The following is a 23,119-nucleotide window of genomic DNA, read 5'->3' as shown; positions in this document are numbered from 1 at the left end:
AATTGGATGGGCGGGCGCACAGCGGTGCGCCCCTACAACAAATCGGAGGCCAGCGCCGCCAGCGTGCTGCGCTCAATCTTCGAGAAGGTCATGTGGCCGTAAACGAGCTGGCCTTTGAATTTTTCAACCAGGTTCGCCAGCCCCGTGGACGCCGAATCCAGGTAGGGATTGTCGATCTGATAGGGATCTCCGGTCACCACGATCTTGGATCCCTGGCCGACGCGGGAGATGACCGTCTTCATTTCGTGGGGCGTCAGGTTCTGGGCATCGTCGATGATGATGAACTGGTTCGGCAGGCTGCGGCCCCGCATAAACGTTACCGCTTCCACCACAATCTTGCCGGATTCAAACAACGATCCTTCTTCCTCGTCAGCCGTCCCCGGGTTGTCGGGATTGTCCATGAGGAAATTCAGGTTGTCGTAGATGGCCCCCATCCAGCTTTCCAGCTTATCTTCTTTCGTGCCGGGGAGAAAACCGATATCCTGCCCGACCGCGATCACCGGCCGCGCCACGAGCAGCCGGCGGTAGGTTTTTTCCGTCAGGATCTGCTCCAGAGCCGCGGCCAGGGCTAGAAGCGTTTTGCCGGCTCCGGGGACCCCCACGAGGGATACCAGCTCCACCTTGGGATCCAGGAGAAGCTCCAGCGCGAACTTCTGCTCGGTGTTCTGGGGCTTGAGCCCCCACGGCTTGGCATTGGCATGAAGCAGTGGAAGCATTTTCTGGGTCTTGGCGTCGTATCGGACCAAAGCGCTTTGCGAATCCCCCTCCTGGCTGTGCAAAATCGCCATTTCATTGGGCATCCACTTCACCACGGTGCCGTCCGGTGATCCCGGCACCGGCTTCAAGGGAGGCGGGTCCAGGCGTTTGGTTTTGAAAAATTGATCGATCTGAGACGAGGGGACCAGCAGGTCCCGCCACCCGGAGTAGAGCTGGTCCGGAGAGACTTTTTCTTTTTCGTAATCTTCGGCGGTCAGGCCGATGGCTTCGGCCTTGATGCGCAGGTTGATGTCCTTGGTGATGAAAACAACGCTTTCGCCCTTTTGCGACAGGGCCAGCGCGGTTCCCAAAATGGAGTTGTCCTTTGAGTGATCAGCAAAAAGCGGAGGAAGAGCGGCGTGCGCGGCCACTTCGACCCGCAGACGCCCTCCATGTTCGAGCGGAACTCCTTCGGACAGCTTGCCGTGCTGGCGGAGATCGTTCAAGTAACGGGACACTGAGCGGGCGTTCCGGCTGCGGGTATCGTGTCCCCGCTTTAAACCGTCCAGCTCTTCAACAACCGTGAGCGGGATAACAACGGTACTGCCTTCAAATGTAAATAGAGCTTCCGGATCGTGGATGAGGACGTTCGTGTCGAGGATGAATGTTTTCGGCATGGTTCGATTCCGCTTTGTGCTTCGACTTTCGCTCAGCACCCTGAGCCTGTCGAAGGGCTCCACTCACCATAGCCCTGAGCGAAGTCGAAGGGCATTTGAGCGTTGCTATCCTATCAAAACCGCGCTTCGTTTATCCATTCCCAGGCGGAATGATGGGCCTCGTGGGCATCGGCGTATTCGATGAACTGGTTATAAAACGGGTGCCGGGCCAGGGTCGTGGAGTCCCCTAGGACGATCAGCAGGCGCCGGGCGCGCGTCATGCCCACGTTCATGCGCCGCGTGTCGCCGAGAAAACCGACTTCCCCGCGGTGGTTGCTCCGGACCAGCGACAGGATCACTACTTCCTTTTCGCGCCCCTGGAAGCCGTCGATGCTGCCGATCTCGATCGAACGGTCAGGGCCGACGAGGTTCCGCAACAAACGCGCCTGCGCCACATACGGCGTGAGCAGCGCCATGGCCCGGGCTACGATCCCGCTTTCGCGCAGCTGCTGATACAAATAGAGCGCGAGTTTCGCTTCGCCCTCGTTTTCACGGCTCTCGAGCAGTTCATTCCAGGACTCTTCGTAGCCGGCGCCCGCGGTGTCCACGAACATCAGGGGGTTCTGCGTCAGCGCGTTGGTCGTCACATCCGGCATCTCGGAGGCGGTGTGCCGCCGCACCGAGTCGTCGGCCTCCAGCTTCCCGTCATAGAACTGCCGGGAGGAAAAACCCATGATGGTTTCATGCATCCGGTACTGGATGCGCAAGAGCGTCTGCCCCTCCGGCGGAAGGATTTTCTGGAGGCGCTCCATAAGGGTCACGCCCAGGCCCTGTTTTTTGGTCTCTTCGGAATAGATCGTCGGAGGCAGCTGCAGCGGATCGCCGGCGATGATGACTTTCTTCGCCTGGAGAATGGGAATCCACGAGAGGGGTTCGGTGGCCTGGGACGCTTCATCCATGATCAGGAGATCGAACGGTTTTTTGAGGATCGGCTTGGCGATGCCGCCGTGCGTGGCCAGGACGACATCCGCCTGCGCCAGGATCTGTTTGCCGATGCCGAACTCGATGTCTCGCGCCTCCTGCCAGAGCGCCTGGATCTCGCGCTGGATCTGCTTTCGCTCCGCCCATTCCATGCCGCGGCCGCGGTGGAGCTGGCGGATCAGGCGCTCGCGCTGCTGGTCCAATTCCTGAATGTGGCGCTGATCATCATGTTCGGTCACCAGAGCCGAGAGCGTGGCATGCCGCAGAGAATCCAGAATGCGCGCCGGATGTCCCATCCGGACCACCCGTAAGCCGGTGTCCAGCAGCTTCTCCAGCAGGTTATCCACCGCGATATTGCTCGGGGCCGAAGCCAGCACACGCGCGCCGCGGGCCACCGCCTGCTGGACGATCTCCACGAGGACGGTCGTCTTTCCCGTGCCGGGGGGGCCATGCACCACCGCGACATCCTGCGCGGCCAGCGCTTTTTCAACGGCTTCCCGCTGGTAAGGATTCAGGCGGAGGTTAAAGAAAGAGATGTCATTGCGAGGAGCACCTCCATCGTCTCTTGTGGTCGTTTCTCTTGCGTCATTCCCCGCGGTCACTGGCGGGGAATCCAGACAGGCTGTCAGACGGCATGATGGATCCCCGACAGAGACACTCGGGGATGACGGGAAAATACTTTCGTATCCCTGATAGGAAGGTTTCTCTTTTCCCATTAAAACATCACGGAGATGTTCCACAGACGGTTTGTCGGCGCTCATCACCGTGTTCAGCGCCTTCTTCATCCGCTTGTACGTCGCTTCACTTCCCAGGATATCGAGCTGACATTTTCCCTTGGGCGCTTCATCCAGCATCGGGCCGTTCAGCGCCACGGTGACTTCGAATTGATCCACATCGTAGAGCGTGCCTTTGATCCGGTTTTCGGGATTCTCTGCAAAGGTGAGATTGACCAGGTCGCCTTGGTTCAGCGCCTGGAACGGGGAGTATTCTTCTCCGGCGGAAGGGCGGGAGAGGACCCATAAGGGATGCCCTCCGACGCCGAAGTCTTCGCGGACCACCACCAGGCGGGTGATGGCCTTGCCCAGCGCCTCACGCGCCTGAACCGGCAGCAAATCCAGCTTGCGCTCGTTTTCAGCCTGTTCGGCTTTCCGTTCCTGATCAATTAAGTCAAGGAACTTCTCAAAATGGGCATCAAACATCGGCTCCCGCGGCATAGATAATTATTGTACGTTTTCCATCGGCATTCGAATTAAAATTTTGCTATTGACATTCATGAATATCGAAAGCAGAATATTGCATATTCATGAATTTTAAAAGAATACAAAATCTGCCTGAAATATCGAACGATTCGTGCTTCTTGTGGGGCCCTCGCCAAACAGGAAAAAGCACTCTGTTGCGCGGACTTCTGCCGGATGCCAATTATGTTGACCTCCTATTGTCTGATCAATTCGAGCATTTCAGCCGACGTCCCGCCAGTCTTCGCGAGAATATACTCGCTGATCCACGGCGTCGGGAGCGGATCGTTATCATTGATGAAGTACAGAAGCTCCCAACTCTTCTCGATGAAGTGCAATGGCTTATTGTCAACGAGCGGATCCGGTTCATCCTCTGCGGTTCAAGCGCACGAAAGCTGAAACACGGCGCCGCCAATCTGTTGGGCGGGCGAGCGATCCGCTACGAACTGTTCCCGCTGGTTTATCCGGAGATCCCTGATTTTAATCTTGAACGGGCCCTGAATCAGGGGCTCCTGCCGCGGCATTATCTGGCGGACGATGCGGGCTTGCGCTGGCACGCTTATGTCGGCGACTATCTAAAAGAAGAAGTCATGGCCGAGGCGTTGACGCGCAATCTGCCGGCCTTCTCGCGATTTCTGGACGCCGCGGCCTTCAGCTGTGGAGAGGCGCTCCAGTACAGCAATGTGGCGCGCGACTGCGGCGTGTCAGCTCCGACGGTCAGAAGCTACTTCGACATTTTGAACGACACGCTGATCGGCTGGGAATTACCCGCCTATCTCAAACGACCCAAACGCCGTACCGTTCAGGCTTCCAAGTTCTACTTTTTCGACGTCGGACTGGCCAATACGCTGTTGCGTCGTGGGACCATCGAGCCAAGGAGCGAAGCCTTCGGCAAAGCTTTTGAACATTGGATGGCGATGGAACTCCGGGCGCATGCGCACTATTCCGGTTTGCGTTATCCGCTGTCGTATTGGCGGACCACGTCCGGGTATGAAGTCGATTTTATTCTTGGAGACGCCCAAATCGCCGTAGAAGTTAAATCAACGGAATTGGCGGATGAGCGTCACTGGCGAGGCTTGAAAGCTTTCGCCGAAGAATACTCTGTTCAGCGCCAGATTGTCGTTTCCAGGGATCCCGCCCCTCGCCGCATCGGTTCCGTGGAGGTCCTGCCCTGGCAGGTGTTCATGGAACAGCTCTGGAGTAACAAGCTTCTGAATTAAGGTCATAGGGGACGTAGTTGCCTTATTGCCTTATTTACCTTATTGGCGACAAAAGGCAATAAGGCAACTACGTCCCCTATGCTTTCTACGTCCCCTATGCTTTTTGCGGGCCGGAGGCGTTGGACTCGAAATAACTTTTCAGGAATACTTTGACCTTTTCAAATTCATTTTGAATGTCGGCATATACTTCGGCGGCTCGATCCAACTGGCCCTTTTCCCCCATTTGTTCCAGCTCCCGGAAAGGACTGGTCAAACCGGTGGCGCCATAGTTCAGGCTCGATCCCAAACAACCATGGGCTTCCATCCTCACTTGCTTTGCATCCCCCTCACGAATGGCTGTCTCCAGCCGTCCCAATCGTTTGGTGGTTTCCTGAAGATAAAGTCCTAACACCTTCTTGACGATCTCGGTGTCGCCTCGGGTAAAGTTGTAGAGGCGCTTGAGATCCAGCGGATCGTTGCGGGTCGAAGGAGAAGACGAAGACACAGGTGTTTCGGCGGCCAGGTGCTTCATCGGCAGCCATCGCGCAAACGCTCGCCGGAGGTCGGCTTCATTGATGGGTTTAGACAGGCCGTCATCCATCCCCGCGGCCAGGCAGGCTTGTTTGTCGCTTTCCAGATCGCTGGCGGTCAGGGCGATGATCGGGAGGTGATCCGCGGTGTCTTCTTTTTGCCGGATCTGCCGGGTGGTTTCGAAGCCGTCCATCTCCGGCATCTGACAGTCCATCAGCACCAGGTCATATGACGTGCGGGCCAGGGCCGAGAGTGCTTCGTGCCCATTGGCCACCGTTTCCGCTTGAAAACCAATTTTTTCCAACAGGTGCAGGGTGATCTTCTGATTCGCCAGGTTGTCTTCGGCCAGCAAAATCTTGACAGGAATCCAGCGTTCCAATGCCTCCTCCAGCTGAGTGAAATCAATGGGCTTGGGCAGGTAATCATCCATCCCCGCATGCAGACACTTTTCCCGGTCCCCCGTCAGAACGTTCGCGGTCAAAGCGATTACGGGGATATGTTTCCCGCCAGACAGTCTCCAGACTTCCGGCGACCACCCGCCGGCAGTGTTGGCGGGCATCTGGCTGGCTTCGCGGGCGCGAATTTCAGCGGTGGCTTGATACCCGTCCATCACGGGCATCTGGCAGTCCATGAGGACAAGGTCATAACGGATCCGGTCGAGGGCTTCCAAAGCCTCCTTCCCATCGGCGACGGTATCGGCTTTGTATCCCAGCTTGCCCAGAAGTTGAAGGGCGACCTTCTGGTTGGACGTGTTGTCCTCCACCAGGAGGATGCGGGCGCGCTTGGGGGTCCGGCTCTTACTCGATAAAGAACGAGGGGCGAGGGAGGCCTTTTCCGGCCCAGACTCACCCGTCAAGACAGCGGCCAGCGTGTTCAGCAGGTCGGCCTTTTTAACGGGCTTTGTCAGCCAGCGCTCGATTCCGGCCGCTTCCGGCAGGCGATGGCCCACGGATGACATCATCACTAAATGAACACCTACCAGCGCGGGGTTCGATTTGATCGCCCGGGCCAGGGCCAGGCCGTCCATTTCAGGCATATGCATGTCCAGGATCGCGATGGCAAAAGGAGTCCTGGCGGCCCCCGCCTCCTGCAGGAGCCGCAGGGCTTCTTTTCCGTTGACCGCTTCTCCTGTTTTCACGCCGCAGGGAGCCAACTGCTCCTGCAAAATCCTGCGGTTGGTCGAGTTATCGTCCACCAGCAGGATCCGGACATCTTTCAAAACGTCCGGCGAGGACGCCGGGGAGGCCGCGGGCTGGGCCTGCTTTTGAAAAACAGCCGTAAACCAGAACGTCGACCCTTGCCCGGGGAAGCTGTTCACGCCGATCTGTCCGCCCATCATCTCGGTCAGTCGCTTGCTGATGGCCAGGCCTAAGCCGGTGCCTCCGTATTTGCGGGTCGTGGAGCCGTCCGCCTGCGTGAAAGACTGGAAGAGGCGTTTTTGGGTTTCCGGCGAGATGCCGATGCCGGTGTCGCTGACCAGAAAACGCAGCGTGACGGCTTGATCGGTCTCCTGCTCTTTCCGGACCCGCAAAACCACCTCGCCTTTCTCCGTAAACTTAATGGCATTGCCCACCAGATTGATCAGAATCTGGCGCAGCCGGCCGGGATCTCCCCGAAGCGCGGTCGGCACATTGGGATGAATAAAGGTGGCCAGTTCAACATCTTTTTCCTGGGCTCGGGCCGCCAGCAGTTCCCCGACATTTTCAACCGGCTGATGCAGATCAAAATCCAGCGTTTCAAAAGTCAGTTTGCCGGCTTCAATCTTGGAGAAATCGAGAATGTCATTGATGATGTCCAGCAGCGCATGGCTGGAGTTGCGCACGATCGAGGCATATTCATGCTCCTCCGGACGCAGCGGAGCGTCCAGCAACAGCCCGGCCATGCCGATAATGGCGTTCATGGGCGTGCGGATCTCATGGCTCATGGTGGCCAGGAAGGTGCTTTTGGCGCGGTTGGCTTCTTCGGCGGATTTTTTTGCCCGTTCAAGCTCCGTGATATCCTTCGCCAGAATGACGAAAGCCGCGGGCTGGTGGGCCTCATCCTGAACGATGGAAACCGAGACGCTCAGATAGCGCTTCTGGCCATCCGGTGAAGGAATCACAATTTCGCGGTCTCGTAACGGTCCCCGGTGAATCAGAGACTCCAATTCCTGAAAAGATAACAGTTGCTGACTGATCTTTTGAAAGGGAGCCCCGACAAGCGGTTCCTGCGGCAGTCCAAAAAGGGCACTGGCAGAGGGGTTGGCCACACGGATAATCCCTTCACGGTCCACAATCAGAAGAGACTCCGCCATGGTGCGAATAATCTGGTGAACAGCAAAGGACGGTGTGATATCGACCAACCGGTAGAGACGGATGGTCCGTGTGCAAAGGATGACGAGCAACAGGGTGGGGAACCAGCCAAAGGTGTAAAGCGGGATGCCGAAGCCCGCAATAAAGTCGAGAACGCCGATGTAACCGATACTAAAAGCGACGAAGAGTGCGGTCAGGCGTTTCTTTTGTTTTTCTTGAACGGCCTGCTGGCGGCCTTCCCAGAGCATGCGGAACATCCTGAAGAACAGGACCGCCATATAGATGATAAAAACCACGATGAACTTAGAGAACTTTGAATAGTATCCCCAGGAGTAATGGTAGGTGTTGTTTATCAGGAAATCCGTATTGGTGAAGAGCCATACCCAGACGGGACACAGAAGGCTGTGGATCCAGATCGACAGCCGGTAACGGTGTTGTTGTTGAGCGATCGTCAGCGCTGTGAAATACACGCCAATGGGGGTGAAGACTGTCCCGGAAAGCGCCACGCGGCACACGAGAAGCGCTGTATGGGGATTGTTGACTGAATAAAGCACGGCATCCCCCAACTGCCAAGTGCCAACGCCAAAGGTTAAGATAAAGAAAGAAAGGGCCACCAGAGAAAAGCGTTCCCTGACGAGTGTGATGATCCCGAGAACGATGAACAACGCTCCACTGATCAGGTGGGGGATGGTGTACCAAGAAAAGGTATAGTTTGCCGGATCAAAAATACTCATTGCCCTTAATTGTAAAAGGCGGGAAATTTTCTGCAAGGTATATTTTTGCCTTCCCTATCACGAAAAAGCCTAAAAAAGGGCTTGTATTTCAAATGGAATGTAGTATGCTTTATGACGGTCCGTCTCAAGATGTTCACGAGATGGCCCCCCAATGTATCGGGGAATTTGAAACAGTTGAGGTATTAACTAACGTGAGTACAAGAGGCAAAGTGAAGTGGTTCAATGACGCTAAGGGATTCGGCTTTATCACTCCGGAAGATGGAACTGCGGATGTGTTCGTGCATTTCTCCGCAATTGCAGCCGAGGGCTTTAAAAGCCTAGCGGAGAATGACGCGGTCGAATTCGACATCGTACCCTCCGAAAAGGGTCCGAAAGCCGCCAACGTTAAGAAGGTTTCCTAACCTTCCATTGACATTCTAAACGCATCATTCTCGCCATAGCTTTTAGCGAAGGCGGGTCTACCAGCGGTTTGTGGTGGAGAACCCCGAAAGAGATTTCGGGGTTTTTTGACGCCCAAAATTACTTCGGCGGGTCGCCAAATACAACGGCAACGTGTTTGGAGCTGCTTTTCTCATTCAACATCACGGGAATCACGGGCACATCTAAACCTGAAATAATCCCTTTCCACTGGCCAGAACAATCCCCATTTTCAACAAAGACACAAACGACTTCTCCCTCCTGAAGCGCTTTCCTCGCCTCCGCTTGAGAAGGAACCGCTTTCATCGCCCGCAACAGGCAGCGCCAAGGATGTGCCTGGTAATCGGAATCGCTGGCGAGAAAACGCACCAGGCGGGGGACGGAAATGCCGATCAAAAAACAATCATCCGGCGGGTGGTGTTTGGCGACCAGAAGCGCCGGCCCCCGGGCCGGAACACGATCCCCATTGACGATATCCATCCGGTAAAAATAACTCGTTAAAACGTAGAGCAAAAACCGTACCCCGGCCGCCGGCTGGACGCTATAAACAATCGCGGTCCCCATAAGCGAAGTAATGCCCAACGCGAGGAAGATTTGCGCCGGATTTAAGCCCAGCGGCGTGCCAAGGACCCAGAGAAAGATCGCCCCGATCAGGATCGCCACGAAGGAAAGGAAGTTTTGCGTAGCCAACACCCGCCCGCGCTCGCCCGCCGGACTCCTCCACTGGATCAGCGCGTTCAAAGGGATTTCGTAGAGGCCGCCGCAGAACCCGAGCATGAAGAAATCGACCAGCGCATGCGGCAGCGAATGCCAGGCCCGGTACAGATCCAATCCAAAAAAGCTCATCCCCAGCGCCCCAAGAGGAACAAGACCCAGTTCCACTTTCCCGCGAGACCACCGCCCCGCCAGGAAGCTGCCCAGCGCGATCCCGATGGTCACCGAGATCAGCAGGAAACCCGCCACTTCCTCATTGGCACGCATCATGTCCTTGGCATAGAGAGCATAGATGGTGACCAGGATGGATCCCATAAACCAGAAGTAATTGATGGCCATAATGCTGCGCGCCAGTGTCCGGTCCTGACGGATGATTTTCCAATTGGCGATCAGATCGGCGAGAGGGTTCCACGCCCAGGATTCGTCCGGCTTGGCCGCCGGAAGCTTTTCCATAAAGAAGCTTCCAATCAGGCCTCCCAGAGCCCCCAGAATTAAAAACCCGCAGGCCACAAACCGGTATCCGACCAGGAAGGTACCCGCCACCGTGCCGATCAGAATGGCCAGAAAAGTGCCGGAGTTCAGGAGGCCGTTTCCATCCGAGAGTTCCCCCTCGCCCATCAGCTCAGGCATCACCCCGTACTTGGCCGGGCTGAAGAAGGTGGCCTGCATGGAAAGAAGAAAAATGGACGCCATCATGATAGGAATGCTTTTGGCCAGCACGCTCGCGACCGCCACAAAAACAACAACCAATTGCCAGACCTGAACCCCCCGGATCACCGCGGGCTTCCCATAGCGGTCGGAAACGCGCCCTGCCAGCATGGAAAAAATAAGAAAGGGCGCCACAAAAACCACGGTCACAAGGATCACCAGCTGCTCCCGCATGCCGGCGTCAAACACCCAGGCCACGATCGACAACTGGACCAGCACCTTCAGCAGGTTGTCGTTAAACGCCCCGAAGAACTGCACCACTAGCAGGGCCCAGAAGGATTTTTTCTCGCGTTTTTTCATCAGCGTCCTATCACTGTACTCTATTCCGCCTGTCACGGCAGAAATTATATATGGCTTCGGGATATTTTTCGCCGGCTTCCAGGTAGCCTTCGTTGTGGCCGCCGGTCAATTCGACGAATGTTTTGGGTTAGGGGGCCGCGGCATAAAGCGCCTGGCCCATATGGAAGGGGACGATCTCATCGTGAGGACTGTGCAGGATGAGCAGAGGCATGTTCAGACGTGGGATTTTAGAAAGACTGTCATACCGGTTGCGGATGATCCAGCTGGCCGGGAACCAGGGCAGGACGATGTTGGCCATGGCCACGGTTGATGTAAAAGGACTCTCCAGAATGAGCCCACTCGCTGAAGGATGCCGCATCGCCATTTCCGTGGCTACCGCACAACCCAAAGACTCCCCATAAAGCACGATTTGATCCGGCGGTATCTTCCGGACATCCGTCAAATAACGGTAAGCCGCCTCGGCATCCAGGTAGGTTCCCTTTTCCGAAGGTTTTCCTTCGCTCAGTCCATACCCCCGATAATCAAAGAGAAGGACATTGACACCAAGGAGGTGAAGTCTCGAAAGTTTATCCAGTCGATGGCTGACATTACCGGCATTACCGTGACAAAGCAGGATGGCCAGAGGAGCGTTGATTCGGGAGGATGGCGCCTTGGATGCCGGGATGAACCAACCGTGTATTCTGACGCCGTCAGAGGCCGTCAGATGAAGATCTTCGTAGGCCAGCCGATAGACGGCCGGCGTGGCGACGAGCCGGCGATCCGGAAAATACAGGCTCCGGCGTTCCATCGACAGAAGCCCCCACCCCAGTACTCCCACCAACACGCACAAGATCAATATTTTAATCATGTTCAGTCTTTTCGGAGCCCATACAGTTTCCTGGACTCAAAGAATACAAAAGGCAGATGGGGGTGATCCTTATTAGTTGTTACGAAGACCGGAGGTGATGGTGGGAGGGCGGATGGTCAGTTGCTGGGTGTTGCCTGGGCAGCTCAGTTCCGAGTGGGCACATTGATAGGCGACCACGAGACCAGGGGTGTTATTGACGCAGCAAACGGTTGGGACACCGAAAAACCCGCTTTCGCAGTGCTGGTTGCCGCACCAGAACTCGCTGCAGCTTTGCCCTTTGGGGACGCATTTCCCGTCCATGTAGGGAGGCATGCTGGCGCCGTCATTAGTGAAGCTGGCCACGGTATGCTCGCAACACTTCTCTTCCTGGCTGCAGCCCAAACCCTGATCGCCGCAGGAGGAGGCGGAAAAGGAAGGGGCGCTGAAAGCGCCCAGGACAACGGCCAGGAAAAGCAGGATGGTCAGCTTTTGCCCCATTGTGTTCTCCCTTACCCCCGCAAAGAGAAGTTTTCAAGGAAAAACCGCCTCGGCGCCATTTTGAACAAAAATGATTGAATCGTGCTGAATTTAAGATGCGTTTCTTCTGGGGAGAAGGGCTCAACTTGAACGAAGGGCGTAGGGGACGTAGTTGCCTTATTGCCTTTTGAATCCAGCTGCCAAGCTGAGTTGTTCCGCCAGCACCTGACCGCGGCGCATGGCCCGGCTGGCACAACCTGCTGACATTTTTGTCAAAGCAGCTATTTCTTTCAATGGTTTTCCAAGCCATTCCACGGCTGCAAATATAAGTATGGACTTTGCCTTGGAAATTTTCCGTTCCCGACGCTTTAGTTGAATCGTCCGCGCATCGATTTTGAACTCTTTTGCGATCTTTTGCATTAGCATCTCCAACGAAACGGCCTTGAATCCGTTATTCGCTTGATCCCTGATATCGGCTTGCCGAAGTACTTCTTCGACAAAGTCACCGTCACCTAAAACGCGAACGTCTGACATCTGTCGGTTGTTATCCCGAGCCGCTGCTAAGGCACCCCCCACACCACCCAGGCTCCGAAGGAGTCCACCGCCTTCCAGTTCATCCCGGTGAGGTTCCTCCCACCCTTCCAAGACGAACCGTTCATAGCCAGCTATGGCAGTGGCTCTGTTTGAACCAAATCGCCCCAAAACCCCATTCACATCCTGCCAAGAATTCCTTTGGGTTTCCAGAACAGCGGCGTGTCCGGTCCAAGGGTAAGAAGCTAAGTCTTGAGGAGTCCTAACAAGTCCGGCCCGAACGGGGTTCAAATGAATGTAGCGGACAAGTCTCAAGAAATATGTTTCCTCCTTGCAGAGAATGGATTTATAGCGGTTTTGGAAGAGATGCCCGGTGCGCTGATAGCGAATATTGAAATTGACCGCATACCCGGTCAGAAGGCGTTGCATGACCTTGGAGATCTTGGTTAGCCCCATCATGAGAAGCAAATGTATATGGTTAGGCATGAGTGCCCAGGCGAAGCAAGGTGTCCGGGTTTGACCAAAGAGACGAGCCATACGCGCAACGAAATCACCATAATCGTTAGCCGCAGGAAATATGCAGCGGCGTTCAATGCCGCGAACGATGACGTGGCAGAGAAGGCCAGGGGATTCGATTCGGGGCTGGCGAGGCATCACTTCTTAGATAGCTTTAGGGTGGATTTATTCGCTGGGAAAGCAACAAGGCAACTACGTCCCCTAGCCCCTAGCGCCCTTACGCTCCTGCTTCGGTGCTGCCGGCTTTGCGGCGGTTGGAGGATCCGCGGAGCTTTTTGCGCAGGCGGAGGTTCCTGGGAGTGACTTCTACCAGCTCGTCCGGGCCGATAAACTCGATGGCTTGTTCCAGGCTCAGGGTCCGGTGCGGGGTCAGCATGATCATATCGTCCGAGCCGGAGGCCCGCATGTTGCTCATCGGCTTTTTCTTGCAGGGGTTGACGACCACATCCACGTCGCGGGAATACTCGCCGATGATCATGCCTTCGTAAACCGGCACCGTTGGGCCGATAAACAGCTTGCCCCGCTCTTGAAGATTCTCAAGCGCATACGCGGTGGTGTCTCCCGCTTCCTTGGCGATCATGACGCCATTCTGGCGGATGGAGATCTCCGCTTGTTTAGGAATATAGCCGAAAAAACTGTGATGCATAATACCGGTGCCGCGCGTGCGGGTCAAAAGTTCATTCTTAAATCCAATCAGCGCCCGGGCGGTGATGACATACTCCAACCGGAGCCGGTCTGTCCCCTCCACCACCATGTTCTTCATCTCAGCACCGCGCTGCCCAAGGGATTCCAGTACCGCGCCTTGATAATCGGTATGGACATCCACGATCAGGTATTCAGCCGGCTCCAGGACCTTTCCGTCTTCTTCTTTGTAAATGACCACGGGCCGCGACACCGCCAGCTCAAATCCTTCACGGCGCATGGTCTCCACGAGGATGGAGAGGTGCAATTCCCCCCGCCCGGACACCTTAAATACTCCGGTGGTTCCAACTTCCTCAATGAGCAGGCCCACGTTCGTTTCCTGCTCCCGCTGAAGACGTTCCCGAAGCTGGCGGGTGGTCAAAAACACCCCATCCTGCCCTGCAAAGGGGCTGTCGTTTACCAGGACATCCATGGAAAGGGTTGGTTCGTCGATCTGCAGCGGCGGCAACGCCACCGGGTTCTCCGTCGACGCAAAGGTATGCCCCACCGTCACGTCCGCGCATCCGGCCACCGCCACGATGTCCCCGGCCTGGGCGGTTTCCACATCCCGTCGCGACAGGCCAAAGAAACTCTGCAGCTGGGTCACACGGAAAGAAACATTCCCTTCCGGACGCACGAGCACTACAGACTGGCCCTTGGTCAGGGATCCGCTGGTGATGCGTCCGATGCCGATGCGGCCGACAAAATCGCTGTAGTCCAGCATGGTGATCAGCATCTGAAGCGGTTGATTCGCGAATGCCAGCGGCGGAGGGACATGTTTGACGATGGTTTCAAACAGGGGTTTCATGTCTTTGGAAGGCGTCTTCAAATCCAGCGTTGCCCAGCCCTGACGGCCGGACGCGTAGATAATCGGAAAATCCAACTGCGGATCGGTCGCGCCAAGGTTGACGAACAGGTCGAACGTGTGGTTCAGCGCTTCCGCCGGAGCGGCCTCGGGCACATCGATCTTATTGATGACCACAATCGGGCAAAGCCCCAGATCAAGCGACTTCTTCAAAACAAACCGGGTCTGCGGCATGGGGCCGTCTTTGGCGTCCACGAGCAGAAGCACGCCGTCCACCATCTTCAGGATGCGCTCCACCTCGCTGCCGAAATCCGCGTGGCCGGGGGTATCTACGATGTTGATGGTGATTCCGTTATAGGGGACCGAAGTGCATTTGGCCAAAATGGTAATGCCGCGCTCGCGTTCCAGCTCATTTGAGTCCAGAACCATTTCCTGGGCCGCATCCTGCTTGACCTTGAATTCACCGGTCTGCTGGAGCAAGGCGTCGACCAACGTCGTCTTCCCGTGGTCGACGTGCGCAATAATGGCGATATTTCGAACATCTGCCCGGCGCGGTTTAGTCATAAGAGTTTACGGACACCATTGGTGAGAATGACGTCGCAGTGAAGAGATTATAGCATGAGCGGGTCGTCCGCCCGGGCTTTCTGCATCTGCAGGTTGGGTTGCGCTTCCACGTCTCCTGCGCCGAACTTGATATGAATGGCGTAGCGGTAGGTGTTGCCCAGCTCTCCAAAGGGAACCCAGGCGAAATCAAAGCTGACGCGTCCAAAGGTCAATCCGCCGCCGGCCGCCACACCGCTCAAGCCCTCCACGTCGCTGTCCGTCCGGTAACCGGAACGAACCTGATAACTCAGACCGTCCATTAACCGGCCGGTGTACTCCCCGCCGACAGCCACTCCCATGGCATGGTCGCGCGGCATGATCAAATCCGAGGCCAGACGCAGGTTCCGGCTCACGAGGGGAACGGGAGCGCTGGCGCCGAGACGGAAGGTCAAGGGAAGCGGATCCGACTCCGATACGAACTTCACGCGGCTGCCGAGGTTCTGCATCGAAGCGCCCAGGCGCAGGTCATGCCAGGCCGTGTCATACAGAAGACCGCCGTCTGTCGCGTAGGCATTGGCCTGAACATCGTTGAGCGTCTGCCGGATATATTTCAGATTGGCGCCCACCGAAAGCCTGGAAGACACCGGATACGCGTAGCTGAGCCAATACGCGCTGTCATTGGCGCTGAACTGCCCCAGAGACGCATCCGTATCCTCTGTTCGGGCCTCGAGGTCGTCCGTATGCAGATTGGTCACGGCAAATCCCCAGGTCCCTTGGGACTCCGTCGGGTAAGCGAAAGCCGCAAATTCGTATTTGATCGCCTGGAAATACTGCATGTGCATGCCGGTCAACTCGGGACGCTTTAAGAACCCGAGTCCGGCCGGGTTCCAATAGATGGAATGAATGTCATCGGCCACACCTGTGTAGGCTTCGCCCATCGCTACCGGTCTGGCGCCCGGACCGATCTTCAGGAAAACAGCGCCGGAGGTGCCGGTGTTGTCGTTGGCGAGGGCCGCAGATCCGACGAATAACATGAGGAACATGAGAACTGTAGGGGCGGACCGCTGTCCGCCCGGACAATCCAATGGCGGGCGCACAGGCGGTGCGCCCCTACAAATCCGATGGATGGCCGATACCATTCCCCTGATCATTTAATGACCGCCATCTTCCAGAATTTCTTCTCCCCGCCGACTTTCAATATCCCGATGTAGACGCCGCTGGCCACTTTATTGCCGGCATCGTTCCGGCCGTCCCAAGCCACATAGTGGTAAACATCCGCGGTGGGCGCGCCCAAACTGATCGAGCGGACCTTCTGCCCTGCCACGTCATAAATATCTATCGACGCGGAACCCGCCTTGGAAGCCGGGAACTTGTACCGGATGATGGTTCCGTCCGTGCTCAGCGAGGTAGTTGTTCCGCCGTGGGTCAGCGTTTTGATTTTGGTCTGCAAATCAAAAGGATTCGGGAAGTTAAACACTTCGATTTCTCCGCCGGAAGCGCTGTCCCCGTCCACCACAACGATCGGCGCGCTGTTTTCCAGGACGACAAACGTCGAGAAGTGGCTTACCCCGACGGTAATCGTACGGTTCACCAGATCGACCGAACGCTGATTGGATTCCAGCAGATACCGGGTCCCGTCAAAGTAATAGATATTGATTAGATTCGGGTCCGCCGACGAATCGTAGCTGAGCGTTAAATAGGCGGTTTGATTCAATGTGTGGGACAACCCCGCCGGCAGCAGGACGGAATAGAAAGAGCTCAGCGGATTGATTGCCGCGCTCGCACGGGCCGCGCCCATCGCCGCATAGGCCTCTGAAACAAAGGCGCCTGAACCCCGAGCCATTAAGCTTCCGAGAGCGGCGCTACGCATCCCGGCGCGCCCGCTGCTGCTGAGGGATGTTTCATCATCTGTGGCGGTAAAGGAAAAGGCGTAGGAGGTTCCGGAATCCACGGCCGCTCCGGTACTGGTCCGAAGGGCGTTCGACGGGATAGCGATAGTGGAGGGGTCGTCGTCCGTGACCAGTGAAAGGCTGCCGCCTAAAGCCGAATTAATGTTGCTTTCCACCATGGATTTGTGGCCCAGGAGCAACGTGATGGTTTTGCTCAACAGGTACTCCACGCCGGTGCTGGGATCGATGTCCACACTGTTGGCGCGGAAGCGGATCCGGGCGTTTTGCTCTCTGGGCGCCGGCGTATAGAGAACGGTAAATTCCCGGCGGTCTCCGCTGAGAGAATGTCCGGAAAGCGTTCCGGCTCCGGACAGCAGATTCATCCACTGCGTCGCGTCCTGGTCGTCTCCGCGACTTCGAAGCGGACGGCTGAGGTAATAGGTGATGCTGAAAGCATTCCCTGACTTTTTCACATGGGCATACGCGAACGGAGCCGAAGGCTGGAGGGTTATCGCTTTGGAGAGCACATCCGTGTTCGCGGAAAAGACAATACCGCGTCCATCGACCGGCGAGCTCATGTTGTCCTGGTTATCAAAGAAGAGAATGTTGTAGGTCTTGGGGCTCAATTCGAAACCGCCAAATTTGATGAACCGGATATCCCCGGTGTTGGCGTCGCTGTCGATCTGGCTAAAAATGAGGCTCGACATATCCGGAGTGACCGCCACGGCCATGCGTATATCATTGGTATTGACGCTGGTGCCATCCGGTTTGGCCAGCGTGACCGTCAGCTGCGGTCCTTTCTGCAGCGTGAGCGTTCCCAGATCCCTGGCCACCCCACGGGACAGGATCACGCCGGTCAACTTGAGCGGCCGGTAGCCGAGGGACATCACGGTGATGTCGTAGGTGCCGGCAACGATGTTGGGAATCGAAAAGTTCCCGTCTAAACCGGTCGCGTTGCTCCAGCCCATCGGGTTATCGTCCTCGGCCGCCCCCTGCAAATGCAGGTAGACCGCGGCCACCGGGAACCCCATTTCCTTATCCCCGTCGGGGTAGGAGAAGGCCCCATCATCGACGGTGCGAACCCGGCCCGCGAACGACGCCGTGGCGGGAGGAAGAACAAAAGCCAATGCCGGAGACGGAATCAGGGTGACATCCACCGCTTTTTTCACAACGGCTCCATATGAAAATGGTGTTTTTTGTTCGCTGGGATAGGGGCGCGGCGCCGCGATAATGTTGTAAATGCGCTTGCTCGGATCCAACCCGGTCAGCGTGAAGCGTCCGGCCGCATCGGTATACGTCTCGGTGTTGTTATCTCCGTGCTGATCCGTGGACGGCTCCGCCCGCACCGTAATATTGCCCAGCGCGGTACCGCTCTGATCGGTCACCGTACCCGATAAGGAAAGGCCCTGCTTCAAGGAAATCGTGCCCAGATCCACGGTCTGGCCTTCGGCCACCACCACCGATCCTTTCGTGTAAGCCGCCAGATTCATACTGCCCGCTCCTTGAACAGACAGGCTGTAGGAATCCTGCTTAAAGTAAACGTTGTACGTTCCGGGGACCAGTCCGTTGACGCGGAATTGATTGTTCGAGTCAAAAGCGATCTTCCCGTTATTCCCATAGAGTGCATTTCCCTCGCCTCCGGGAACCCAGGGATCGGTACGGGTATAAATGCTGAAGTTGCTGGGAAGAAGATTGGTATTGCTGGACGTGATCACTGTAATATTCGGCGTGCCGTCGGTATTGCTGCCTTCAATTCCAATCCGGCCGATCAGGCTGGCGGCCCTTCCCAGGGTAACATCCACCCCCGCCTTGTTTGCCGAGGCAATGGTGAACGGGACCGGCCTGGACACATACTTGACGACGTTCTGCATGAGATTCATGTCATAGGTGTCATAGTCCTGAACGAGCAGGGTGTAGTTCCCGGACGGCAGGCTGGTTATTTCATAAGCCGCCGAAGAAGCCGGGGTTCCTGCCACGCCCACATTGATCTGCGTCGATTGGATCAAGTCGCCCCGGGTGCTTAAGACCTGCACCTTGAAGGGACGGGCATCCGTCACACCGGAAGGAAGGCTGATGGTCCCGGCAACGGAATAGCCGCTGCTGAGCGGAAAATCAATGCCGCTCACATCGCTGTTAGAAACCGTCAGCACCCGCTTGAGCGTGGCTACATTGGCCGTCAGTCCCCCGTCGATATAGGGATACACATTCACTTCCCACAATCCGGCGGAAAGGCCCGGGATCGAGTAATTCCCGCTGGAGTCGATCACCCCATAGTTATATCCGCCGACGGAGAAATAATTACTGAAACCGGTCCGGTTATTCTCGTTATACGAGTAAAAGGTTTTCGGGAAAGCTTCCACGCGCGCCGTCGATGTCGAAACCACGGAGGTCCCGCTATAGCCCCCGATATAGAGCGTCTGGTTCGTGGCATTGGAGAGAAGATCGGCAATCGTATTAATGGAGACCAGGCTCCCGCTGGATCCGCGGACGGAAAAGGCGCTTTGGATGGAAATGGTTCCGGAAATGCGGCGCGTCGCGGCGCTCAAATTCAGGTTTTGCGTGACGGTTTGGCCATTGGCCACCGGGAAGTTCGTGCGAATCTGTGCGCCCGTGGTTCTATAAGTGGCGGTGAGCGAATAGAAACCCGGCGACAAGTGACTGACCGTATACGACGGTCCCGAGGTCAAATCCACCTCTTGCGATTGAGGCCCGTTCAGGGACAGATGGACATTCGAGTAATCGGTCTGCCCGGCTGGAAGCGTCACAGACCCCGCCAGCGCCGCACTGTTGCGCGTGAGCGTCAAATTTAAATTACCGACCCCTCCGGACACGGTGACCGACTGCGGTCCCCAGGACGGCGGCTGAAATCCCTGCAAATAGGGCGGATAAACGACGTACGCTCCATCGGCAAGCCCCCGGATGAAGTAGGTCGCTGAGGTCGTCGTCGTTGTGGTGGTGAGCGAAACTTGCGTAAATTCATTTTGACCCAGGGCTTGAGAATACGCGCTGAGCCACACATTCAACGAACTCCACTCCGAGGTGTCTCCATTAATGGCCAGGGTCCCGGTGATATGGCCTCCCTGAGAAAATTCAGGGAAATCCAGGCCCCCGGTGGCGGGATTTCCGATACCCGTAGAAGGAACGGTCACATTGTTCAATACGGCCGAGGCATATCCGGATGTGCGGGCGCGGAAAGCATAGACGCCGGTATCCACCCCGAAAATTGAGAATATGCCGCTGGACTGCCCGGCCTCCAGATAGGCGCCGCCCCAGACCGTGGAATAACTATTTCCCTGTTTCGTGCCGTCCACGGAAACCCAGGCGGATTCCGTCAGCGCCGCCGGGAACTGGACCCTGCCATACAGGGAAGCCTTGGTCGTCAACGGGAGGATGACGTCAGCGGTCTGTCCGGTGGAAACCGTCTGCGTGACCTCGTCCGCTCCAAACCCGTCGATATTAAGACGGATGACGTACGTTCCCGGTTCGACCGCCACCAGGGTCCAACTGGAGGGGCTGAAGGAATCGCCGTTGTCCGACGTCATGGTGCCGGCCAAAAGCCGCACATTGCCGGAGTAGTTCCGGGTGTAATCGGCCGGGTGGATATTCAGATACCCGTAACTGGAAACCGAGCGGGAACTGGACGCCACGGCATTGATCCGGAAAATCGCCGGCGTTGAAAGAGCAAAATTCTGCCCTGTCGCCGGAGCCGCTATATTATTCAGCTGTCCGGCCACCAGGGCCTGAGCCGCTGTCATGTAATTGGCATACAGGTTGTATTGATAGCCGGCCCGCAGCCCGGGAAGCACATAATTCCCGTTGCCGTCTGTCGTGGTGAAGCTGTATCCGGGGGTGTTGGCGCCCTGGGCATACACGTTCGCCCCCGAGACCGGCGTTCCGCCGACGGTAACGGTTCCCGAAATTTGGGAGGTCTGCACCGTGATCGACAATGATGTGTCGATGATCAACCCGGGGATTTCAATTCGAACGGTATAGGTTCCGTTCGGGACGATGCGATTGGAATACATATAGTCCCGGCCATCCCAATAGAGGGTGCTGTTTGGATCTCCGTTGCCCGATCGCTCGAAAACATTGGTCTGAAATCCGTTACTGGAGATCTGGACACGCCACATCAACTGGGAATCGGACGGGGAGAACCGGATATACACCCCGTTGTTGGTGCCGCTGCCGTCAGGGCTCAATGTGAGGGTCTTCTGCCCGGGAACCGCCGCCCCGGAATCCACCGAGGGACTGCCCAGGGAAGGCGCCGCCGCCAGCGAGGTGACGGACCGCCAGAGCTGCTGAGGCCATCCTCCCTGCGGATTCAAATAATCGCCGCGAATCCAGAGATTACTGCCAACCGTTGACGTCCTGTAATAAAAGGTTGCCGAATTACTGAGCGCCGGGATGGTGGCCGAGGTGATAGCGGCGGCAAAACCGGACGTGGCGGCGAACTGTGCTCCCGTATCGGTGGCATCCATATACGTATTCATATCCCGGGCCAACCCGGACAGGTTGACGGTCAACTCCGAGTCCAACGCCGCCGGCTTTCCGCAATTGTCCCAGGCCTGAAGGACGAGAGCCGAAGAAGGCTGATTGGCCGCGACCATGACCTGATCCCACTGGGAGTAACTGATCCATTGAGCGGAACCGCCAACAAAATTGTGAATCGGCTGGCTGGCTATTTCGGAAAGCGTATCCGTGGACGCCATGGCGCTCTTTACGGTCCAGGCGGTCTGTGTTTGACCCGGCATCGGACAAGTGGGATGGATGCGGTTAAAGAGAAAGGCCAGCTGGGTGGCCGGGGGGACCGAACCGCTCACAACTCTCGCCACCGCCACCGGCGACGACGTCAAAACAGTCAGTGTTAAGGAGGCCGAAGCCGTTGTGGCGATCGTGGTGTAGCCATCCATCAGCGAATCCGTGGTCTGCGGATACGGGTACCAACCCAATGGCAGGACGACTTCCACCTTGCCACCGACAGCTATACCTCCCGCCGGGACCGTATAGGTGACGGTGGCGGTGAGCACACTCCCGCCCGTTGCATTGGCCGGAACCACCGTGGCGGTTCCGACACCGGAACTCGCATAAGCGGACGAGAGCGCCGTCAGCGCGAAAAAGAAGGTAACTAATCCTTTTTTCAACTTAATAGGCATAGCTGAATCCCATCAAATAGGTCTGGGTGTTGTAGTGGTACTGATAGACCTGGTTGTTGTGATTGTTGGAGTCGCTCCACCCCAGTTGAGTCAAGGCGTTTAGCCGGAACCCCGCCGCAATCGGATAGGCAAACTGCAAACCGATACTGGCCCCATCGACACGCGTGCGACCCGTTTCATAATTTCCCAACGCATCCTGGGTCAACCGGTCCGCATATTTTTGACGGGACACCGTCCAGTTCAAGCCGATCGTCCAAGGATCCTCGCCGACCGCCAAGGTCCATTGGTTTGAGATCGACTGCTGGATATAGGCATAGTAATTGGGGTTAAATACCACCTTTTGCGCATCGTAGTGGTTCTGATTCGAATAAACACGGCTCCGGCTGTAGCCAACGCTCGTAAAGAGTTTCAAATTGGAATCCAGTAAAACGGGCCAGGTTCCCTGGAGAGAAGCGGTCTGGATCTGATCGCCGCGAAGCTCGGAAATCAGATCGCCCGAGAGGTCCACGAGGTGCTGGGAACCGAAACGGCGCCAGGTCTGGCTGAACGCCGCCTCCGCAAATCCATTGCCGGGAAGGCCGGCCTGGCCTCCAAGAGTCAGCGCATGGTTCTTATTGTCCAGCACGTCGGGGGCATTGAGCTCCCGGCCTAATCCCATCGACGATCCCTGGGATTCCAGGCTGGCGTAGTTTGGAAATCGAATCGTGTAATAGTCATAGGCCAACCGGACATACCGTTCTTTATCCCAGGACCACTCGCTCTCTGCTCCACCCGAAAGGCGGCGGTTATCATAAAGACCCTTCCCCCACTTTTCGTCGACGGTCTCTCGCAGGAATTCCGCGCCATAGGCGCCCACCGCCTTGAGCTTGAGGCCATTGGCAAATGACCGGATGGCTTTGAGCGAGCCGGTATGGTCCTGTGATTCCTGGAACAGGGTTCCCCCGCCCACCAGGTCGGTGACTTGCTTGGTCCCTTTATAGGAACCGCTGTAAAGCGGGACCAGGCTCCACCGATCGTTAAACTGCATATAAGGAGCCGCTGAAAGCGATGCCACCGCACCAAACGCATTGTCTGAACCGTTGTAGAAATACTGGCCGCCCAGAAGTTGGGCGTTGACGACGGGTTTCACCTCAACCGCCATAACGGGGAAGGCACATGAAATGATCATGAGAAATGTCGGGGCGCACCGATGTGCGCCCGCCCTCAGGACCCTCATGAAATCCAATATTCGGGCGG

The 23,119-nt window shown here is 56.7% G+C and carries 13 protein-coding genes; 2 read left to right on the top strand and 11 right to left on the bottom strand.

From position 1 onward, the window contains the following. Window positions 1-32 precede the first annotated feature (32 nt). Window positions 33-1,373: a PhoH family protein gene (locus WC859_05095; GenBank protein ID MFA5975526.1), complete on the bottom strand. Its 1,341-nt coding sequence runs from the start codon at window positions 1,371-1,373 to the stop codon at window positions 33-35. Window positions 1,374-1,486: 113 nt separating this feature from the next. Next, entirely contained in the window at window positions 1,487-3,547 is a 2,061-nt protein-coding gene (locus WC859_05090; protein MFA5975525.1) for an AAA domain-containing protein, read from the bottom strand. A gap of 89 nt (window positions 3,548-3,636) precedes the next feature. Here WC859_05090 and WC859_05085 point away from each other — a divergent pair, with 89 nt between their 5' ends. Continuing rightward, entirely contained in the window at window positions 3,637-4,788 is a 1,152-nt protein-coding gene (locus tag WC859_05085; GenBank protein ID MFA5975524.1) for an AAA family ATPase, read from the top strand. Window positions 4,789-4,882: 94 nt separating this feature from the next. Here WC859_05085 and WC859_05080 read toward each other — a convergent pair whose 3' ends face one another. Continuing rightward, window positions 4,883-8,323: a response regulator gene (locus WC859_05080; GenBank protein MFA5975523.1), complete on the bottom strand. Its 3,441-nt coding sequence runs from the start codon at window positions 8,321-8,323 to the stop codon at window positions 4,883-4,885. A gap of 191 nt (window positions 8,324-8,514) precedes the next feature. Between WC859_05080 and WC859_05075 the strand changes: the two genes are divergently transcribed. Then, a complete protein-coding gene (locus WC859_05075; protein ID MFA5975522.1) occupies window positions 8,515-8,724 on the top strand; it encodes a cold-shock protein in 210 nt (69 codons plus the stop codon). 118 nt (window positions 8,725-8,842) lie between these two features. On the opposite strand, the gene WC859_05070 is transcribed toward WC859_05075, so the two are convergent. The 8 genes from WC859_05070 to WC859_05035 all read right to left on the bottom strand — a co-directional run bounded on the left by WC859_05070 (window position 8,843) and on the right by WC859_05035 (window position 23,024). Then, window positions 8,843-10,462, bottom strand: a complete 1,620-nt coding sequence (locus tag WC859_05070) for an MFS transporter (GenBank protein ID MFA5975521.1) — start codon at window positions 10,460-10,462, stop codon at window positions 8,843-8,845. A gap of 127 nt (window positions 10,463-10,589) precedes the next feature. Next, complete coding sequence (locus WC859_05065; GenBank protein ID MFA5975520.1) at window positions 10,590-11,309, bottom strand: alpha/beta hydrolase; 720 nt, start codon at window positions 11,307-11,309, stop codon at window positions 10,590-10,592. A gap of 72 nt (window positions 11,310-11,381) precedes the next feature. After that, window positions 11,382-11,786: a hypothetical protein gene (locus WC859_05060; GenBank protein MFA5975519.1), complete on the bottom strand. Its 405-nt coding sequence runs from the start codon at window positions 11,784-11,786 to the stop codon at window positions 11,382-11,384. 156 nt (window positions 11,787-11,942) lie between these two features. After that, window positions 11,943-12,950 (bottom strand): transposase, encoded by a 1,008-nt coding sequence (locus WC859_05055; protein ID MFA5975518.1) that lies wholly within the window; start codon window positions 12,948-12,950, stop codon window positions 11,943-11,945. A 79-nt stretch (window positions 12,951-13,029) separates the two neighbouring features. After that, window positions 13,030-14,862, bottom strand: coding sequence for a translational GTPase TypA (typA, locus tag WC859_05050; protein MFA5975517.1), 1,833 nt, complete (start codon window positions 14,860-14,862; stop codon window positions 13,030-13,032). A gap of 47 nt (window positions 14,863-14,909) precedes the next feature. Then, entirely contained in the window at window positions 14,910-15,884 is a 975-nt protein-coding gene (locus WC859_05045) for a PorV/PorQ family protein (GenBank protein ID MFA5975516.1), read from the bottom strand. Between the two features lie 104 nt (window positions 15,885-15,988). Then, window positions 15,989-21,883 carry a carboxypeptidase regulatory-like domain-containing protein gene (locus WC859_05040; protein ID MFA5975515.1) on the bottom strand — a complete coding sequence of 1,965 codons (5,895 nt, stop codon included), beginning with the start codon at window positions 21,881-21,883 and terminating at the stop codon, window positions 15,989-15,991. Beyond that, window positions 21,873-23,024 carry a hypothetical protein gene (locus tag WC859_05035; GenBank protein ID MFA5975514.1) on the bottom strand — a complete coding sequence of 384 codons (1,152 nt, stop codon included), beginning with the start codon at window positions 23,022-23,024 and terminating at the stop codon, window positions 21,873-21,875. The genes WC859_05040 and WC859_05035 overlap by 11 nt, the downstream gene beginning before the upstream one ends. Window positions 23,025-23,119 lie beyond the last annotated feature (95 nt).

The sequence above is a fragment of the Elusimicrobiota bacterium genome (genome assembly GCA_041660185.1).
In the GTDB taxonomy this organism is placed as follows: Bacteria; Elusimicrobiota; Elusimicrobia; order 2-01-FULL-59-12; family 2-01-FULL-59-12; genus JBAZWU01.
The sequence above is the reverse complement of the archived record's forward strand: the minus strand, read 5'-3'. Positions and strand labels throughout refer to the sequence as shown.

Coding starts and splice junctions, on each gene's coding strand:
- WC859_05095 (MFA5975526.1), bottom strand. CDS start 1,373: ATGCCGAAAACATTCATCCTCGACACGAACGTCCTCATCCACGATCCG.
- WC859_05090 (MFA5975525.1), bottom strand. CDS start 3,547: ATGCCGCGGGAGCCGATGTTTGATGCCCATTTTGAGAAGTTCCTTGAC.
- WC859_05085 (MFA5975524.1), top strand. CDS start 3,637: ATGAATTTTAAAAGAATACAAAATCTGCCTGAAATATCGAACGATTCG.
- WC859_05080 (MFA5975523.1), bottom strand. CDS start 8,323: ATGAGTATTTTTGATCCGGCAAACTATACCTTTTCTTGGTACACCATC.
- WC859_05070 (MFA5975521.1), bottom strand. CDS start 10,462: ATGAAAAAACGCGAGAAAAAATCCTTCTGGGCCCTGCTAGTGGTGCAG.
- WC859_05065 (MFA5975520.1), bottom strand. CDS start 11,309: ATGATTAAAATATTGATCTTGTGCGTGTTGGTGGGAGTACTGGGGTGG.
- WC859_05060 (MFA5975519.1), bottom strand. CDS start 11,786: ATGGGGCAAAAGCTGACCATCCTGCTTTTCCTGGCCGTTGTCCTGGGC.
- WC859_05055 (MFA5975518.1), bottom strand. CDS start 12,950: ATGCCTCGCCAGCCCCGAATCGAATCCCCTGGCCTTCTCTGCCACGTC.
- typA (MFA5975517.1), bottom strand. CDS start 14,862: ATGACTAAACCGCGCCGGGCAGATGTTCGAAATATCGCCATTATTGCG.
- WC859_05045 (MFA5975516.1), bottom strand. CDS start 15,884: ATGTTCCTCATGTTATTCGTCGGATCTGCGGCCCTCGCCAACGACAAC.
- WC859_05040 (MFA5975515.1), bottom strand. CDS start 21,883: ATGCCTATTAAGTTGAAAAAAGGATTAGTTACCTTCTTTTTCGCGCTG.
- WC859_05035 (MFA5975514.1), bottom strand. CDS start 23,024: ATGGCGGTTGAGGTGAAACCCGTCGTCAACGCCCAACTTCTGGGCGGC.